The sequence below is a fragment of the Pseudomonas fluorescens genome, from assembly GCF_030344995.1.
In the GTDB taxonomy this organism is placed as follows: domain Bacteria; phylum Pseudomonadota; class Gammaproteobacteria; order Pseudomonadales; family Pseudomonadaceae; genus Aquipseudomonas; species Aquipseudomonas fluorescens_BF.
In genome coordinates this window covers 5,727,816-5,743,801 of sequence record NZ_CP128260.1, presented here as the reverse complement: position 1 = coordinate 5,743,801, position 15,986 = coordinate 5,727,816, and the positions used below count along the sequence as shown (strand labels likewise).

Annotated in this window: 16 protein-coding genes; 3 read left to right on the top strand and 13 right to left on the bottom strand. The window is 61.4% G+C overall.

Features of this window, described 5'->3' with window-relative positions; all coding sequences use genetic code 11:
* Window positions 1-22: 22 nt before the first annotated feature.
* The 4 genes from arfA to leuS all read right to left on the bottom strand — a co-directional run bounded on the left by arfA (window position 23) and on the right by leuS (window position 4,704).
* Window positions 23-187: an alternative ribosome rescue factor ArfA gene (gene arfA, locus QR290_RS25815; RefSeq protein ID WP_007958672.1), complete on the bottom strand. Its 165-nt coding sequence runs from the start codon at window positions 185-187 to the stop codon at window positions 23-25.
* Between the two features lie 140 nt (window positions 188-327).
* A complete protein-coding gene (gene holA, locus QR290_RS25810; RefSeq protein ID WP_007958673.1) occupies window positions 328-1,365 on the bottom strand; it encodes a DNA polymerase III subunit delta in 1,038 nt (345 codons plus the stop codon).
* Between the two features lie 39 nt (window positions 1,366-1,404).
* Entirely contained in the window at window positions 1,405-2,010 is a 606-nt protein-coding gene (lptE, locus tag QR290_RS25805; protein ID WP_289203876.1) for an LPS assembly lipoprotein LptE, read from the bottom strand.
* An 87-nt stretch (window positions 2,011-2,097) separates the two neighbouring features.
* Window positions 2,098-4,704, bottom strand: coding sequence for a leucine--tRNA ligase (gene leuS, locus QR290_RS25800; RefSeq protein WP_115079319.1), 2,607 nt, complete (start codon window positions 4,702-4,704; stop codon window positions 2,098-2,100).
* A gap of 254 nt (window positions 4,705-4,958) precedes the next feature.
* Here leuS and QR290_RS25795 point away from each other — a divergent pair, with 254 nt between their 5' ends.
* A complete protein-coding gene (locus QR290_RS25795; protein WP_115079318.1) occupies window positions 4,959-5,282 on the top strand; it encodes a hypothetical protein in 324 nt (107 codons plus the stop codon).
* A 105-nt stretch (window positions 5,283-5,387) separates the two neighbouring features.
* Complete coding sequence (locus tag QR290_RS25790) at window positions 5,388-6,167, top strand: YdcF family protein (RefSeq protein ID WP_289203875.1); 780 nt, start codon at window positions 5,388-5,390, stop codon at window positions 6,165-6,167.
* A 35-nt stretch (window positions 6,168-6,202) separates the two neighbouring features.
* On the opposite strand, the gene lnt is transcribed toward QR290_RS25790, so the two are convergent.
* From lnt to miaB, 5 genes are all read right to left on the bottom strand, one after another.
* A complete protein-coding gene (gene lnt / locus QR290_RS25785) occupies window positions 6,203-7,726 on the bottom strand; it encodes an apolipoprotein N-acyltransferase (protein WP_289203874.1) in 1,524 nt (507 codons plus the stop codon).
* Window positions 7,727-7,743: 17 nt separating this feature from the next.
* Window positions 7,744-8,583: an HlyC/CorC family transporter gene (locus QR290_RS25780; RefSeq protein WP_007909641.1), complete on the bottom strand. Its 840-nt coding sequence runs from the start codon at window positions 8,581-8,583 to the stop codon at window positions 7,744-7,746.
* Between the two features lie 5 nt (window positions 8,584-8,588).
* Window positions 8,589-9,083, bottom strand: a complete 495-nt coding sequence (ybeY, locus tag QR290_RS25775) for an rRNA maturation RNase YbeY (protein ID WP_007958682.1) — start codon at window positions 9,081-9,083, stop codon at window positions 8,589-8,591.
* Complete coding sequence (locus QR290_RS25770) at window positions 9,076-10,080, bottom strand: PhoH family protein (RefSeq protein WP_085608754.1); 1,005 nt, start codon at window positions 10,078-10,080, stop codon at window positions 9,076-9,078. The genes ybeY and QR290_RS25770 overlap by 8 nt, the downstream gene beginning before the upstream one ends.
* Window positions 10,081-10,287: 207 nt before the next feature.
* Entirely contained in the window at window positions 10,288-11,616 is a 1,329-nt protein-coding gene (miaB, locus tag QR290_RS25765) for a tRNA (N6-isopentenyl adenosine(37)-C2)-methylthiotransferase MiaB (protein ID WP_011336083.1), read from the bottom strand.
* A gap of 132 nt (window positions 11,617-11,748) precedes the next feature.
* On the opposite strand from miaB, the gene QR290_RS25760 reads away from it, so the two are divergent.
* Complete coding sequence (locus QR290_RS25760) at window positions 11,749-12,078, top strand: DUF1820 family protein (protein ID WP_007958692.1); 330 nt, start codon at window positions 11,749-11,751, stop codon at window positions 12,076-12,078.
* Window positions 12,079-12,188: 110 nt separating this feature from the next.
* Here the strand turns inward: QR290_RS25760 and QR290_RS25755 are convergent, their stop codons facing one another.
* From QR290_RS25755 to QR290_RS25740, 4 genes are all read right to left on the bottom strand, one after another.
* A complete protein-coding gene (locus QR290_RS25755; RefSeq protein ID WP_003228518.1) occupies window positions 12,189-12,743 on the bottom strand; it encodes a tetratricopeptide repeat protein in 555 nt (184 codons plus the stop codon).
* Window positions 12,744-12,969: 226 nt separating this feature from the next.
* A complete protein-coding gene (hemL, locus tag QR290_RS25750; protein ID WP_289203873.1) occupies window positions 12,970-14,253 on the bottom strand; it encodes a glutamate-1-semialdehyde 2,1-aminomutase in 1,284 nt (427 codons plus the stop codon).
* A 10-nt stretch (window positions 14,254-14,263) separates the two neighbouring features.
* Window positions 14,264-14,887: a thiamine phosphate synthase gene (thiE, locus tag QR290_RS25745; RefSeq protein WP_085608753.1), complete on the bottom strand. Its 624-nt coding sequence runs from the start codon at window positions 14,885-14,887 to the stop codon at window positions 14,264-14,266.
* Window positions 14,888-14,911: 24 nt separating this feature from the next.
* On the bottom strand, window positions 14,912-15,709 hold the full coding sequence (locus QR290_RS25740) for a hydroxymethylpyrimidine/phosphomethylpyrimidine kinase (protein WP_289203872.1): 798 nt from the start codon (window positions 15,707-15,709) through the stop codon (window positions 14,912-14,914).
* Between the last annotated feature and the right edge of the window lie 277 nt (window positions 15,710-15,986).

The following is a 15,986-nucleotide window of genomic DNA, read 5'->3' as shown; positions in this document are numbered from 1 at the left end:
CATGAGGAAGGGGTGCTGCGCTTCAAGCCGCCAGAAAGTAAGAAGCCTCCCAGCTGTCAGACTGGAAGGCTTCGCGGCGGTAGCTGCCTTTACCCTTGGTGGGGCGTTCCTGGCGGCTGCGGAACAGGGGTTGGGCGACGATGGATTTGGCCTTGTTGTGGCCATGTTTCGATGGCTTTTTGCTCATGAGGATTCTCTTGATTGAGTGGGGTTTTGCGCGGCAGATAATCTGCCGATCTCGAGCGTCTGTCTATAGGGCCGAGGGCGGGATGTTCTGTAGGAAATGGCCTGGATAAAAAACGGGATCGCAGAGCGCGATCCCGGATTTCATTCGGCAGGCAACGTCAGGCGCTGACCGGCCATCAGCAGCGCCAACCGGCTCAGGCTCATCCACGGCGAACCGGCCGCCTGACCCTTGATTTGCGCATCGATGCGCTGGGCCTCTAGCAGCAACTGCGCCCAGCGTTGCGCCGAGTAGCGTTGCAGGGCCTTGCTCATCAGCGGTTTGCGCTTGTCCCAGACGGGCGGTTTGGCCTGGCTGAAGCACTTGTCCAGCGGTGTGCCCTGGCTGTATTGCAACGAGATGTTGGCCAGCAGGCGCAATTCCCGGGCCAGGGCCCAGAGGATCACCGGCGGCTCGACCCCTTCACCGCGCAGCCCTTCGAGCATGCGCAGGGCGTGAGCCGGTTCGCCGTTAAGCACTGCGTCGGTCAGGCCGAACACGTCGAAGCGCGCACTGTCGGCCACGGCCGCCTGCACGGTTTCGACGGTGATCTGCCCGCCCTCGGCCATCAGCTTGAGCTTTTCGATCTCTTGCGCAGCAGCCAGCAGGTTGCCTTCGACCCGCGCGGCAATCAGCTCGACCGCGTCCTGGCTGGCCGACAGGCCGGCCTGGGACAGACGCTGACGAATCCAGCTCGGCAACTGGTTGGCGTCCACCGGCCAGATCTGCACAAACTGGGTCTGCTGACCCTCGACCAGCGCCTTGCCCCACTTGGTCTTCTGTGCGCTGCCATCAAGCTTCGGCAGACTGATCAACAGCACCGTGTCTTCAGCCGGGCGCGAGCAATATTCGATCAGTGCGGCAGCGCCCTTGTCACCGGGCTTGCCGGAAGGCAGGCGCAGTTCCAGCAGGCGTTTTTCGGCGAACAGCGACATGCTGGCGCCGGCCTGCAGCAGCGTCCCCCAATCGAAATTGGCGTCGGCGGCGAAGACCTGGCGTTCGTCGAATCCTTGCTGACGGGCAGCGGAACGAATGGCGTCGGCAGCCTCCTGGCACAGCAGCGGGTCATCGCCGCTGATGATGTAGACCGGCGCGAGGGCGCCTTGCAGGTGTTTGCCGAGTTGGGCGGGAGCGAGCTTCATAAGAGAGGGCGAACGGGGCGCCTGAGCGCCCCGAACGTCTTACTGCTGCGGCAGTTCGAGCGGCGACTGACGCGGGGTTTCCGCTTCAGCCTTCTGCGCCGCTTCGAGGGCGTCGGCCTCGGCCTTGGCCCGTGCGTTGGCGGTTTGCTGCAGAGCGTCCAGCTGTGCCGGCGTCAGTTGTTGCAGACGCAGCATCATGCGCTGTACCAGCTCGCGGCGGGTTTCACGGCGGGCATCGTTGGCTTCCTGGTCGGAACCCACCAGGTTGTTGCCGTCGTGAATGAACACTTTCTGCACTTCAAGCTTGTCGCTTTTGAGCAGCAGGTCTTTTTCGCCACGAATATCGTAGGTCAGCACGGTACTCACCTGATATTCGCCAGTACGACCGGCGCCGGCGTAGCTGAGGATGCGCTGGTTTTCCTGTTCGTCCGACAGATAAAGCTTGTACGGCGCACCGGAAACGACTTTTACGCCGCTGGCCTCCAGCACCTGACGCAGCTGCGTCACGGTTTCGCCGTAGGCGTTGCGGGCGCTCAGATCGAGCTCCTTGATCGACAGTTCGTTGGTGCCGGTACCACGCAGCTGGAAACCGCAGGCGCTCAACAGGACGGCGAGGCCCATCACCAGCAGATTGCGTTTGATCATTGTGTTGCTCCCCTTGAAACCATGTGGGCCGACTCTGTGGCCCGAAAGGTTTTACTGGGCGTCAGGCTCACCTGACGCCCGATCCAATTAGCTGGCGACGATATTGACCAGTTTCCCGGGCACTACGATCACTTTGCGAATCGTCAGGCCGTCAACGAAACGCAACACGTTTTCGTTGGCGCGGGCTGCCGCTTCGACTTCTTCACGGGTGGCGGCGGCCGGCATTTCGATCTGGCCACGCAGCTTGCCGTTGACCTGGATCACCAGGGTCAGGCTGTCCTGTACCAGCGCGCTTTCGTCCAGTACCGGCCAGCCGGCGTCGATCACCGGATCGGCGTGGCCCAGGCGGTTCCACAGTTCATGGCTGATGTGCGGCGTGATCGGAGCGAGCAGCAGCGTCACGGTTTCCAGACCTTCCTGAACCAGTGCGCGATCCTGTTCAGTCGCTTGCGCGGCTTTTTCCAGCACGTTCATCAGCGTCATCACCTGAGCGATGGCGGTGTTGAATTTGTGGTTCTGGCCGACGTCATGGCTGGCTTGCTTGATCGCCTGGTGGATCGCGCGACGAATGACTTTCTGCTCGTCATTCAGGCCGGCGATGTCCAGTTTGCCCGGCAGGCCCTGAGTGACGTGGGCCTGAGCCAGACGCCAGACGCGCTTGAGGAAGCGGTGCGAGCCTTCCACGCCGGAGTCGGACCATTCAGCGCTCATGTCAGGTGGCGAGGCGAACATCATGAACAGACGGCAGGTGTCGGCGCCGAACTGATCGATCATCGACTGTGGGTCGACGCCGTTGTTCTTCGACTTGGCCATTTTCTCGGTGCCGCCGATTTCCACCGGCAGGCCGTCGGCGATCAGCTTGGCGCTGATGACCTTGGCTTTGCTGTCGCGCTCGAGTTCCACGTCCGCCGGGTTGAACCAGGTGTAGGCACCGTTGGCTTCACGACGATAGTAAGTCTCGGCGACCACCATGCCCTGGGTCAGCAGGTTCTTGAACGGCTCGTTGGAGCTCACCAGGCCTTCGTCGCGCATCAGCTTGTGGAAGAAGCGCGCGTAGAGCAGGTGAAGAATGGCGTGTTCGATACCGCCGATGTACTGATCCACCGGCAACCAGTGGTCGGCCGCGGATTTTTCCACCAGACCGCCTTCGAAGTGCGGCGAGGCGTAGCGGGCGTAGTACCAGGACGATTCGACGAAGGTGTCCATGGTGTCGGTTTCACGCTTGGCAGGCTGGCCGCATTTCGGGCAGGTGCACTCGTAGAACTCGGGCATGCGCGCCAGTGGCGAACCGGCGCCGTCCGGCACCACGTCTTCCGGCAGTACGACCGGCAGTTGATCTTCCGGCACCGGCACGTCACCGCAGGCATCGCAGTGGATGATCGGGATCGGGCAGCCCCAGTAGCGTTGACGGCTGATGCCCCAGTCGCGCAAGCGGAACTGGGTGCGCGAGGCGCCGAGGTTTTTCTTGATCAGGGCGACTTCCATGGCGTCGAACGCGCCAGCGAAGTCCAGACCGTCGAATTCACCGGAGTTGATCAGCGTGCCGTGCTCGCCGTAGGCGTCTTGCCATGGCGCCGGGTTGGTTTCACCGGAGCTGGTGCGCACCACGGATTTGACTGGCAGGTTGTACTTGTGGGCGAATTCGAAATCGCGCTCGTCGTGCGCCGGCACAGCCATGACCGCGCCATCGCCGTAGTGCATCAGCACGTAGTTGGCGACCCACACCGGCAGTTTCTCGCCGGTCAGCGGGTGCTCGACGAACAGGCCGGTCGGCAGGCCTTTCTTCTCTTGAGTGGCGACGTCGGCTTCGGCGACGCTGCCGCCCTTGCATTCGGCGATGAACGCTTGCAGCTCAGGGTTGTTTTTCGCGGCGAGGGCGGCCAGGTGGTGCTCGGCGGCCACGGCAACATAGGTTGCGCCCATCAGGGTGTCCGGACGGGTGGTGAAGACTTTCAGCGTGCCGCTTTCGCCGATCGAATCGACGTTGTACGGGAACTGCACTTCCATCCCGCGCGACTTGCCGATCCAGTTGCGCTGCATGGTCTTGACCTGCTCGGGCCAGCCAGTCAGTTCGTCGAGGCTCTCCAGCAGCTCATCCGCGTAGGCGGTGATCTTGAAGTAGTACATCGGGATTTCGCGCTTCTCGATCAGCGCGCCGGAACGCCAGCCGCGACCGTCGATCACCTGTTCGTTGGCCAGAACGGTCTGGTCGATCGGGTCCCAGTTCACGGTGCCGTTCTTGCGGTAGATCACGCCTTTTTCGAACAGGCGAGTGAACAGCCATTGTTCCCAGCGGTAGTAATCCGGTTTGCAGGTGGTGACTTCGCGCGACCAGTCCACCGCCAGGCCCAGGCTGCGCAACTGGGATTTCATGTAGGCGATGTTTTCGTAGGTCCACTTGGCCGGGGCCACGTTGTTCTTCATCGCGGCGTTTTCCGCCGGCATGCCGAAGGCGTCCCAACCCATCGGTTGCAGAACGTTCTTGCCGAGCATGCGCTGGTAGCGGGAGATCACGTCGCCGATGGTGTAGTTGCGCACGTGCCCCATGTGTAGCTTGCCGCTGGGGTAAGGGAACATCGACAGGCAGTAGTAAGTCTCCTTGCCTGGCTGTTCACTGACTTCAAAGGACTTTTGCTCGTCCCAGAACGACTGGGCGGCGGCTTCGATTTCACGGGGCTGATATTGTTCGTGCATGGCTACTTTTGTACTGGATAGGGGTGGCCTAATCCTCTTCAATGCGACGTTCGGGGCGTGCCGGACGAGCTGGAAGTGGAGTTACAGGAAGCGCCGTAGCATACATGACCGCGCTCGGCCTAGGGAAACCCTGATTGCAGCCGTTTGACCGGTCAAAATCGCGGCGAGGGCCGTTGGTCGCGGCGTGCAGCCGGTTTGTGCAGCGAAGCTAAGCTCTAACTGGGGAGTGAGTCTTATCTTCAATGAGGTGAGGGATGGTGGAGTCACAGCAAAAAAACGTTACCAAACCCGAGTTGTACGAGCGGTTGATCGATCGTCTGGGTATGGCCCTGGACGCGGCAAAAACCGCTGGAAGGCTGCGCGACGAGCGCCCCCTGGAGCTGGAATTGCGTGGCTTGAGTCCCGCCGAGTTCAAACTGGTCAAGGCCTATCTGGATCGCAGTGAGCGTGAAACCCACGGATACCTGTCACAAGCAGTGAAACAACTCGATGCAGCCCATTCGGCCAAAGTCATCTGGCTCAAGGACAAGGCGCCCGGCAGAGACACCGTCAAGGTTCGGACTCTGCAGGCCAAGTAAACGCATGGCAGGTCAAAAAGCGGATCTTTTTCAACAGGATCCGACCCTACTGGTTGTCGCGCTGTATCAACCCACTTAGGCTTCGGGCATCTCTGGAGATGCTCGATGCCTTTTCGTTATTTCATTAAACAACTTCTGTTGCCGCCCGGCCTTCTTTTGCTGCTGTTGCTGGCGGCCTGGTGGCTGCGACGTTCGCGGCCGCGACTGGCCGGGCTGTGTTTTGCCTTGGGTTTTGGCGGGTTTTTGCTGATGAGTCTGCCGGTGGTCGTGCAATGGGGCGCCAAGGCGCTGGAGCGTGAGCCGCCGCTGGCCCGGGAAGCATGGGCAGATCTGGCACAACGCGCCGATGCGATTGTGGTGCTGGGTTCCGGCCGCGAGCGTGGCGATGTGGCCTGGGGCGAAGATCAACCGACCGGTGTCGGGCTTGAACGGCAGCGTTACGCGGCGCGACTGGCCAAGGCTTCGGGGTTGCCGATTCTGACCAGTGGTGGCCTGCATTACGGCACGCCGCCGACCGAAGCCAAACTGATGGCGGATTCGTTGCGCGATGATTTCGGGGTGACGGTGCGCTGGCAGGAAGGGGAGAGCCGCACTACGTGGGAAAACGCTGCTTTCAGCGCCAGGATTCTGTTGCCGGAAGGTGTCAGGCGCATCGTGCTGGTGACCCAGGCCTGGCACATGCCGCGTGCGGTGTGGAGTTATCAACAGGCCGGATTCGACGTGGTGCCGGCGCCGGTCGGTTTCCTCGGCACAGACAATGCCAGGCCGTTTGGCGGCTGGCTGCCGGAGTTCAAGTCGATCTGGCAGAGCGGGCAGTTGATGAACGAGGCGGTGGGGCAGATCGGTTATTCGCTGTTCTACCGAGGGGAAGACAGCGCCGATTGATCACTCCCGCGCAGAACGCGGGAGTGAGCAGGTTTTCAGAGGGTCTTGGACATCCGGTTGGTCATCAGCGCCCAGCCGAACAGCGCCACGCACAGGATGATCAGCGGCCACGAGCGCCATTGCAGATACGGCGTCAGGTTGTGCATCGGCACCACTTCGCCGTACAGCACACCCTGTTCGAACTGCGGAATGCGCTCGGTGATCTGGCCGAAGGGATTGATCAGCCCGGTCACGCCGTTGTTGGTCGCACGAATCATCCAGCGTCCGGCTTCAAGCGCACGCATCTGCGCCATTTGCAGATGCTGCAACGGGCCGATGGACGTACCGAACCAGGTGTCGTTGCTGATCGTCAGTAGCAGATCGCTGCGTGCCGCCAGGCCAGCGGCGAATTCCGGGTAGACCACTTCGTAGCAGATGAACGGCGCGATCTGATATCCCTTGGCCTGCAACAGGGCCTGATCGGCAGGGCCACGGGCGAAGTCGGACATCGGCAGGTCGAAGAACGCGATCAGCCCGCGCAGGATGTCCTGCAACGGTACGTATTCGCCGAACGGCACCAGTTTCTGTTTCAGATAGGTGCCATCGCCTTCGCCGACCACGGTGATGCCGTTGAAGAAGCGTTTTTCGTGACGGACCATTTCGCGGATTGGCACGCCGGTGATCAGCGCTGATTTACGCTCGGCGGCGAAGTTGCCCATCATGCTGAGGTAGCCCTCGGCGGACTCCTTGAGCACCGGCACGGCGGTTTCCGGCCAGATCAGCAGGTCGACCGGTTTGGAACGGAAACTCAGGTCGCGGTACAGCGCCAGTTGCGCATTGAGTTCGGCCGGGTCCCATTTCATGCTTTGCGCGACGTTACCCTGAATGGCGGCAACGGTCAGCGGCGCACCAGCCGGGCTGGTCCAGGCATGACCCTTGAGTGCAATGCCCGCCGCCCATGGCCCGATCAGCAATACCAGCCCGGCAGCGATGAAGGCTTTGCGGCGGGTTTGCAGCAGGCGTGGTGCGTTGTAGATCAGTGCAGCGGTCAGCGCCAGGACGAACGACACCAGCCACATGCCGCCGACTGGTGCGAGCCCGGCCAGTGGGCCGTCGAGCTGGCTGTAACCGGAATACAGCCACGGGAAGCCGGTGAGGAACCAGCCACGGAAAGCTTCCTGGCCTACCCACAACGCCGCAAACGCCAGGGCGTCGGCCGCCGGCGCTTCATTACGCCGCAACCAGCGCGCCCAGAGCCAGGCGGGCAGGGCGAAGAACCAGGCAATGGCCGCCGTAAAGATCAGCATCAGGAACCCGGCCAGCAGCACCGAAGCACCGCCGAAATGGTGGATGCTGTAATAGATCCAGCTGGTGCCGGCGCCAAACAGGCCGAAACCGAAGCACCAGCCACGGCCCAATGCTTGGCGCGGACTCAGTTCGCGCAGGCCTGCGTAGAACAGGCCGACCGCCAGCAGGGCCAGCGGCCAGAGATCGAACGGTGCCAGAGCGAAGGTGGTGATTGCACCGGCCGCCACGGCCAGCAGGTTACCGGGCCAGCCGGGACGGGTTGTCCAGCGCATTTCAATCCTTAGATTTTTTACCGGGCGATTGGGGTCAGTCGCAGCAAATGAATCCGACGGCTGTCGGCGTTCAGGATGCGGAAACGATAGGCGCCGATTTCGGTGATTTCGTTGCGTTTTGGCAAGTGCCCGAACGCGCTCATCACCAGCCCGCCGACGGTGTCGAACTCGTCGTCGGAGAATTCGCTGTCGAAGAACTCGTTGAAGTTCTCGATCGGCGTCAGGGCCTTGATCAGGAAATCACCGCTGGGCAGCGGCTTGATGTAGCTGTCTTCTTCGACGTCGTGCTCGTCTTCGATGTCGCCGACAATTTGCTCAAGCACGTCTTCGATGGTCACCAGACCGGCCACACCACCGTATTCGTCGATGACGATGGCCATGTGGTTGTGGTTGGCACGGAATTCACGCAGCAACACGTTCAGACGCTTGGACTCCGGCACGAAGGTGGCCGGGCGCAGCAGGTCCTTGATGTTGAAGCTGTCGCCGTTCTCCTTGAGGATCAGCGGCAGCAGATCCTTGGCCAGCAGCACGCCCATCACGTCGTCATGGCTTTCGCCGATGACCGGGTAGCGCGAGTGGGCCGAGTCGACCACGGCAGGGAGGAATTCGCGGGGTGTCTGGGTCGCCTTGATGCTGATCATCTGCGAGCGCGGCACCATGATGTCGCGAACCTGCAGGTCAGCCACCTGGATGGCGCCTTCGACGATGGCCAGCGCTTCGCTGTCCAGCAGTTTGTTCTGATGTGCATCGCGCAGCAGCTCAAGCAGCTCCTGGCGGTTCTTCGGCTCGTGGGCAAAAGCCTGGGTCAGTTTACCCAGCCATGACTTTTGCCCGTTGCTCGATCGATCTTCGCTCATAGCGATTACTCTGAATCCTTTGTTGTAACAGTAGGGGATGTTTCGGTTTCGTCGTCCGCGTACGGATCGGGATAACCCAATTCGGCAAGCAACTCGCGTTCCAGTGCTTCCATTTCTTCGGCTTCCTCGTCATCTATATGGTCGTAACCCAGCAGATGCAAGCAGCCGTGAATGACCAGATGTGCCCAGTGGGCCTTCAGTTCCTTGCCTTGCTCGGCGGCTTCGCGCTCGACCACCGCCACGCAGATCACCAGATCGCCCAGCAATGGTATGTCGAGAAACTCGTCGGGCACTTCGGCGGGAAAGGACAGGACGTTGGTCGCGTAATCCTTGTGGCGCCAGGTGTGATTCAGCTCGCGACCTTCTTCCTCGTCGACCAGACGAATGGTCATTTCCGAGTCGGCGGTGCGCTGGCGCAGGGCCAGTTCGCACCATTGGCGGAACTCGGCTTCGGTCGGCGCAGACGCTTCGGTCGCGATTTGCAGGTCAAGCTCAAGCATCGTGGCGGGTGTCCTTTGGCGCTTCATCAGCGACACGCGTCTCGAAGCGCTCGTAGGCTTCGACGATGCGTTGCACCAACGGATGGCGCACCACGTCTTTGGGCTGGAAGTGGGTGAAGCTGATACCCGGCACATCTTTCAGGACTTCGATGACGTGATGAAGTCCGGATTTGGTACCGCGCGGCAGGTCGACCTGGGTGATGTCGCCGGTGATCACGGCCGTGGAGCCGAAACCGATCCGGGTCAGGAACATCTTCATCTGCTCGACGGTAGTGTTCTGGCTTTCATCGAGAATGATGAAGCTGTTGTTCAGTGTGCGACCGCGCATGTAGGCCAGCGGTGCAACTTCGATCACCTGACGTTCGATCAGCTTGGCCACGTATTCAAAACCGAGCATCTCGTAGAGTGCGTCGTAGAGCGGGCGCAGGTACGGGTCGATCTTCTGCGACAGGTCGCCGGGCAGGAAGCCGAGTTTTTCACCCGCTTCGACCGCCGGACGCACCAGCAGGATGCGGCGGATCTGTTCACGCTCCAGCGCATCGACGGCGCAAGCGACAGCCAGATAGGTCTTGCCGGTACCGGCCGGGCCGATGCCGAAATTGATGTCGTTGCCGAGGATTTCTTTCACATAGCGCAGCTGATTCAAGCCACGTGGGCGAATCATGCCTTTCTTGGTGCGCAGGGCGACGGAGGCTTCGGCGGGGGCGTGGTTGTCCAACTGCTCGACGGCCGATTCCTGGAGGAACAGGTGAACCGTATCCGGCGACAGCTCTGAACCCTTGGTTTCCCGGTACAGGCGGCGAATCAGGTTTTCCGCGGAAGTGGTGTGCTTGGGTTCGCCGATCAGCTCGAACTGATTGCCGCGGTTGCGGATCTCGATGGCCAGGCGCTGTTCGATCAGCCGCAGGTGCTCGTCGAACTGCCCGCACAGATTGGCGAAGCGGCGAGCCTCAAAGGGCTCGAGGATAAAACGATGTGGTTCGATGGGTGCGTTCAAGGTCGTATTTAGCCGCCCTGGGGCAATTGGGATGAAATCAAGGATAACGCCAGCGGCGTGGGTGCGAAAGCTCTTAAATAGCGCAAGGTCAATCACAGTCCCTGTGGGAGCGGGCTTGCTCGCGAAAGCGGTGTGTCAGCGCAGTCGATAGTGGCTGACACGACGTCTTCGCGAGCAAGCCCGCTCCCACAAGGGAAATATGCGGTGTTACTGGATCAGCGAGCCGCGCAGCGAGTGCGGTTGCGCCGCGTCGATGTGCACGTCGGCGAACTGGCCGATCAGGGTCGGATTATCGCAGCGGAAGTTGACGATACGGTTATTCTCGGTGCGCCCTTGCAGCTCGCCCGGGTCTTTCTTCGAATAATCGGTCACCAGAATCCGCTGGACCGAACCGACCATTTGTCGGCTGATCTCGAACCCTTGCTGATTCAAGCGGTGCTGCAAAGCGTTCAGGCGTTCTTTCTTCAGTTCTTCCGGGGTGTCGTCGGCCAGATCGGCGGCCGGGGTGCCCGGGCGCTGGCTGTAGACGAACGAGTAGGAAAAGTCGAAACCGACGTCGGCAATCAGCTTCATGGTCTGTTCGAAATCTTTCTCGGTTTCTCCCGGGAAACCGACGATGAAGTCCGAGCTGATGCAGATGCCCGGCACGGCGGCGCGCAGTTTGCGCAGCTTGGATTTGTACTCCAAAGCCGTGTGGTTGCGCTTCATCGCGGCCAAAATCCGGTCCGAACCGGACTGCACCGGCAAGTGCAGGTGCTTCACCAGTTCCGGGACTTCGGCGTGGGCCTGGATCAGGCTGTCGGAGAATTCCAGCGGGTGCGAGGTGGTGTAGCGGATGCGGTCAATGCCGTCGACTGCCGCGACCACGCGGATCAGTTCGGCCAGATCCGCCAGGCGACCGTCGTGGGTCAGCCCGCGATAACCGTTGACGTTCTGCCCCAGCAAGGTCACTTCACGCACGCCATTTTCGGCCAGATGAATGATCTCGGCGATCACGTCGTCGAACGGCCGGCTGACTTCTTCGCCACGGGTGTAAGGCACCACGCAGAACGTGCAGTACTTGCTGCAGCCTTCCATCACCGACACGTAGGCGCTTGGGCCGTCGATGCGCGGCTCGGGCAGGTGGTCGAATTTTTCGATTTCGGGGAAGGAGACGTCGACTTGCGGCAGCTTGCTGATGCGCGCGGCGTCGATCATTTCCGGCAGGCGGTGCAGGGTCTGCGGGCCGAAAACCACGTCGACGTACGGCGCGCGATCACGGATCGCCGCGCCTTCCTGACTGGCCACGCAACCGCCGACGGCGATCACCATGTCCGGGTTGGCCAGTTTCAGTTCGCGCCAACGGCCGAGCTGGGAGTACACGCGGTCCTGGGCGCGCTCGCGGATCGAGCAGGTGTTGAGCAGGATCACGTCGGCATCTTCGGCGCGCGCCGTGACTTCCAGGGCCTGGTGTTCGCCCAGCAGATCGACCATGCGCGAGCTGTCGTACTCGTTCATCTGGCAACCGTGGGTTTCGATGTAAAGCTTCTTGGCCATGGAATAGGGTCGTCACGTGGTTCAAAGAACCGCGCATTATAGGGAACATGTCCCCAGGTTCCTACCGCTGCGCGTCCGGTGGCTATGCTATAGTTCGCGCCCTCATTTTTACCCCGATGTTGTCCGCCCGCCATGACCAAACGCGAAGCTCCAATCTACAAGGTGATTTTCCTCAACCAGGGCCAGGTGTTCGAAATGTACGCCAAGCAGATCTATCAAAGTGATCTGTGGGGCTTCCTGGAAGTGGAAGAATTCGTCTTTGGCGAGCGCACGCAAGTGGTCGTCGATCCGAGCGAAGAAAAGCTCAAGGCGCAGTTCGAAGGCGTGGTGCGCAGCTTTGTACCGATGCATTCGATCGTGCGCATCGATGAAGTCGAGCGACTGGGGACACCGAAGATCAGCGAAGCCCGTGGCGGTGTTGGCAACGTGATGCCGTTTCCGGTGCCGATGCCCGAGAAGTAAAGTTCAGACCGCATCGGCTTCATCGCGAGCAGGCTCGCTCCCACAGGGGAATGCATTCCAATGTGGGAGCGGGCTTGCTCGCGAAGAGGCCAGAAAAAGCTATAGAGAAATCAGGGCAGTGGCGAGAACGGCGTACGCCCGTCGGCGCTCTGCAATTCCATCAGGTATTTACGGAAAATTTGCCCGAGCACCTGGGTTGCGGTTTCCAGGTCTTCGCGGGACATTTTTTCGGAGACTTCGTCAGCGGTGTCGAGCGCGTCTTCGGCGCCGTTGACCGCCGCCATCTTCAGCACGATGTACGCCTGAATGTTGTTGGCCTGCACGCCTTCGCCGTGGAAGAACATGGTGCCGAGCTTGAATTGCGCCTGGGCGTGGCCTTGCAGCGAGGCCTTTTCGAAATAGCTCAGGGCTTGATTGAGGTCGCGCGGCGCGTTCTTGCCGTCGTAGTAGAACTCACCCAACTCGTATTGCGCTTGCGCATCCCCTTCATCCGCTGCCTTTTGGCAGGCGGCGAGGGCCTGCGTGACATCTTGCGGCTGAGTATTGAGGGTGCAGCGACCCATCGCCGGGATCAACAACGAGTTGCCGCCTGCTTGTGCATGTGCGAGCAGCGGCTGAAGGAGCAACAGGCAGCCCAAGGCAAGGGTGCGGCCGGTGCGGTTCATGGGAATCGACTTACCTCTGAAGGGCGCGCGGACCCGTCGAGGGATCCAATAAGCGCGCATTATGAAATAAGCAGGGCCATCCTTACAAAGTCTTTACTCGATTTTCTGCTGCGCGGGAAATATATCGCCCACTTTATGGGAGATTTTTGGCAGGAGTGTCGGAAAAGACGCGCGGATGTAGGAGAACGCTGACGCTGGCAATGGCCAACGTCAGCGGCGGGGCGTTTTACTTCAACTTGGCGAAGGCGCGTTCGGCGGCGTCGAGGGTGATTTTCAGCTCGGCCTCGCCATGGGCGATCGAGGTGAAACCGGCTTCGAAGGCGCTCGGCGCCAGGTACACGCCACCTTCCAGCATCAGGTGGAAGAAGCGGCCGAACAGCGCTGCATCGCTGGCCATCACGTCTTCAAAAGTAACAATGTCGTCGGCACCGCTGAAGTACAGACCGAACATGCCGCCCGCCTGGGTGGTCACGAACGGAATGCCGGCGGCATCGGCGCGCTGTTGCAGGCCGTCGAGCAGGCGAGTGGTGTAGTCGGTCAGCTCTGCGTGGAAGCCCGGGCGGCTGATCAGGCGCAGGGTGGTCAGGCCGGCAGCCATCGCCAGCGGGTTACCCGACAAGGTGCCCGCCTGATAGACCGGGCCCAGCGGCGCGATGCGCTCCATGATCGAGCGCTTGCCGCCGAAGCAGCCGACCGGCATACCGCCGCCGATGATCTTGCCGAAGGTGGTCAGGTCCGGAGTCACGCCGTAGTAAGCCTGGGCACCGCCGAGGGCGACGCGGAAACCACTCATCACTTCGTCGAAAATCAGCACCACGCCATGCTTGTCGCACAGGCTGCGCAGGCCTTCGAGGAAACCCGGCGCCGGCGGCACGCAGTTCATGTTACCGGCCACTGGCTCGACGATGATGCACGCGACGTCCTGGCCGACTTCGGCGAGCATTTTTTCAACCGCGTCGATGTCGTTGAACGGCAGGGTCAGGGTGTGTTTGGCGAATGCTGCCGGCACGCCGGCCGAGCTTGGTACGCCTTGGGTCAGTGCGCCGGAACCGGCCTTGACCAGCAGGCTGTCGGAGTGACCGTGGTAGCAGCCTTCGAACTTGATGATGCTGTCACGGCCAGTGAAACCACGGGCCAGACGGATCGCGCTCATGGTTGCTTCGGTGCCGGAGCTGACCATGCGCACCATCTCCATCGATGGCACCAGCGAGCAGACCAGGTCGGCCATCTCGGTTTCCATCGCGGTCGGCGCGCCGTAGGAAAGGCCGTGTTGCAACTGGTTGCGCACCGCGTCCAGCACGTCCGGGTGGCTGTGGCCGAGGATCATCGGGCCCCATGAGCCGACATAATCCACATAACGCTTGTCGTCTTCGTCAGTGACGTAGGCGCCTTCGGCGTGCTTGAAGAACAGCGGCGTGCCGCCAACGCTCTTGAACGCGCGCACCGGCGAGTTCACGCCACCGGGAATGTGTTTCTGGGCGTTGGCAAACAGGGTTTCGGAACGAGACATGATCGGGCTCTCAGACTTTTAGTAATTCATTGAAGGCGCGGGCGCGGCGGGTCACTTCGGCGGTGCTGTCGGCGCCGAACAGGCCATGGACCACAGCCAGCAGATCGACACCGTGGGCCACCAGTGGCGCAGCGTTGTCGAGGGTGATGCCGCCGATCGCGCAGATCGGCAGGTGCAGGGTGCGTTTGGCCTCGTCGAGCAGATCGAGGCTGCAACTCGGTGCACCAGGTTTGGTGTTTGAATTGAAGAAGCGACCGAAGGCGACGTAACTCGCGCCTTCTTTGGCGGCCTGTTCGGCCAGTTCGAGTTGCGCGTGGCAGGTCGAACCGATGATCGCTTTCGAACCGAGCAGGGCGCGGGTCGGCGACAGCGGGCCGTCGGTCTGGCCCAGATGCACGCCGACGTTCAGGCGCGCGGCCAGTTCGGCGTCATCGTTGATGATCAGTTGCGTCTTGTAGCGTTCGCACAGATCGCGCAGGGCTTCGGCCTCACGCAGACGGCGGGCCTCGTCGCTGCTCTTGTCGCGGTATTGCAGCAGGGTGACGCCGCCTTCCAGCGCCGCCTCCACGTAGGACAGAAACTTGCCGGCCAGCAACTGGCTGTCGGTGATGGCATACAGGCCACGTAGTTTCATCGCGCAGACCTCAGGCTCGAAACATCAGGAACAGAAATCCAGCGGCAGGCGACGCGGCACGAACTGGCCTTTGCCCAGCTGTTCGGCATCGCGCAAGGTGCGCCAGGTGTAATCCAGCGCGGTACGCACGGCGCTGGCCAGGTTTTCGCCCTGAGCCAGGCGGCCGGCGAGGGTGCTGGCCAACGTGCAGCCGGAGCCGTGATAGCTGCCCGGCAGACGCTGGCACTTGAAGGTTTCGCGCAGGCCGTCACGGCTGTACAGGCGATTGTGGATTTCGGTTTCGTCGCCGTGACCGCCGGTGATCAGCAGGTTCTTGATGTACGGCAACAGTTTTTCAGCGCACTCGTCCGCGGTGCCTTCCGGCAGTTCGGCGAGGATCCGGGCTTCGGGAAGGTTGGGGGTGGCGATGATCGACAGCGGCAGCAGGCGTTCGCGCATGGCGTAGCCGACTTCGTCCTTGCCCAGGCGTCCGCCGCCGCCGGCGCGCAGCACCGGGTCGCAGACCACTGGCAGGTGCGGGCGCGCCTGAAGCAGTTCGACAACGGTGTCGACCATTTCCAGGGAACCGAGCATGCCCAGTTTCACCGCCGCGACTTCGGAGTCGTTGAGCACGGCATTGGCCTGGGCCAGTACCCACTCACGGTCGAGGACGCGAAAGTCAGTGACGTTGACCGTGTCTTGCACGGTCAGGGCGGTGACGGCCGGAGCCGCATGGCAACCCTGAGCGAGCAGGGCTTCGATATCTGCCTGCAGGCCGGCGCCACCACTGGGGTCGTGGCCGGAGAGACAGAGGACAACGGGGCGTGAGCTGTAGATATTCATGGTGCGCGAGCTTACCACCAAACCTGTTTTTCGGGTGTTGTGGCGCAGCGCTTGGCCGATAACACGGGTAGCGGGATCGGTACCGCTTGTCACAATCTGACCGAGCAAACAGCTCTAGCTCGGTGTTCTTCTCTGGAACGCCCGTTCTAGAGCCTTCGTCGGAAAAATTTCCATGGTGCTCAATGGCCATCAACGGCTATGCTAGAGTGGATCCAAACCAATAACAGGTAATACCGGTTTTACGTCATCTCAAAGGGAATGGGGGGCTTCCTGACAC

Excerpts from the sequence above, each read along its gene's own strand:
- arfA (WP_007958672.1), bottom strand. The coding sequence starts at position 187 with ATGAGCAAAAAGCCATCGAAACATGGCCACAACAAGGCCAAATCCATC.
- holA (WP_007958673.1), bottom strand. The coding sequence starts at position 1,365 with ATGAAGCTCGCTCCCGCCCAACTCGGCAAACACCTGCAAGGCGCCCTC.
- lptE (WP_289203876.1), bottom strand. The coding sequence starts at position 2,010 with ATGATCAAACGCAATCTGCTGGTGATGGGCCTCGCCGTCCTGTTGAGC.
- leuS (WP_115079319.1), bottom strand. The coding sequence starts at position 4,704 with ATGCACGAACAATATCAGCCCCGTGAAATCGAAGCCGCCGCCCAGTCG.
- QR290_RS25795 (WP_115079318.1), top strand. The coding sequence starts at position 4,959 with ATGGTGGAGTCACAGCAAAAAAACGTTACCAAACCCGAGTTGTACGAG.
- QR290_RS25790 (WP_289203875.1), top strand. The coding sequence starts at position 5,388 with ATGCCTTTTCGTTATTTCATTAAACAACTTCTGTTGCCGCCCGGCCTT.
- lnt (WP_289203874.1), bottom strand. The coding sequence starts at position 7,726 with ATGCGCTGGACAACCCGTCCCGGCTGGCCCGGTAACCTGCTGGCCGTG.
- QR290_RS25780 (WP_007909641.1), bottom strand. The coding sequence starts at position 8,583 with ATGAGCGAAGATCGATCGAGCAACGGGCAAAAGTCATGGCTGGGTAAA.
- ybeY (WP_007958682.1), bottom strand. The coding sequence starts at position 9,083 with ATGCTTGAGCTTGACCTGCAAATCGCGACCGAAGCGTCTGCGCCGACC.
- miaB (WP_011336083.1), bottom strand. The coding sequence starts at position 11,616 with ATGGCCAAGAAGCTTTACATCGAAACCCACGGTTGCCAGATGAACGAG.
- QR290_RS25760 (WP_007958692.1), top strand. The coding sequence starts at position 11,749 with ATGACCAAACGCGAAGCTCCAATCTACAAGGTGATTTTCCTCAACCAG.
- QR290_RS25755 (WP_003228518.1), bottom strand. The coding sequence starts at position 12,743 with ATGAACCGCACCGGCCGCACCCTTGCCTTGGGCTGCCTGTTGCTCCTT.
- hemL (WP_289203873.1), bottom strand. The coding sequence starts at position 14,253 with ATGTCTCGTTCCGAAACCCTGTTTGCCAACGCCCAGAAACACATTCCC.
- thiE (WP_085608753.1), bottom strand. The coding sequence starts at position 14,887 with ATGAAACTACGTGGCCTGTATGCCATCACCGACAGCCAGTTGCTGGCC.
- QR290_RS25740 (WP_289203872.1), bottom strand. The coding sequence starts at position 15,709 with ATGAATATCTACAGCTCACGCCCCGTTGTCCTCTGTCTCTCCGGCCAC.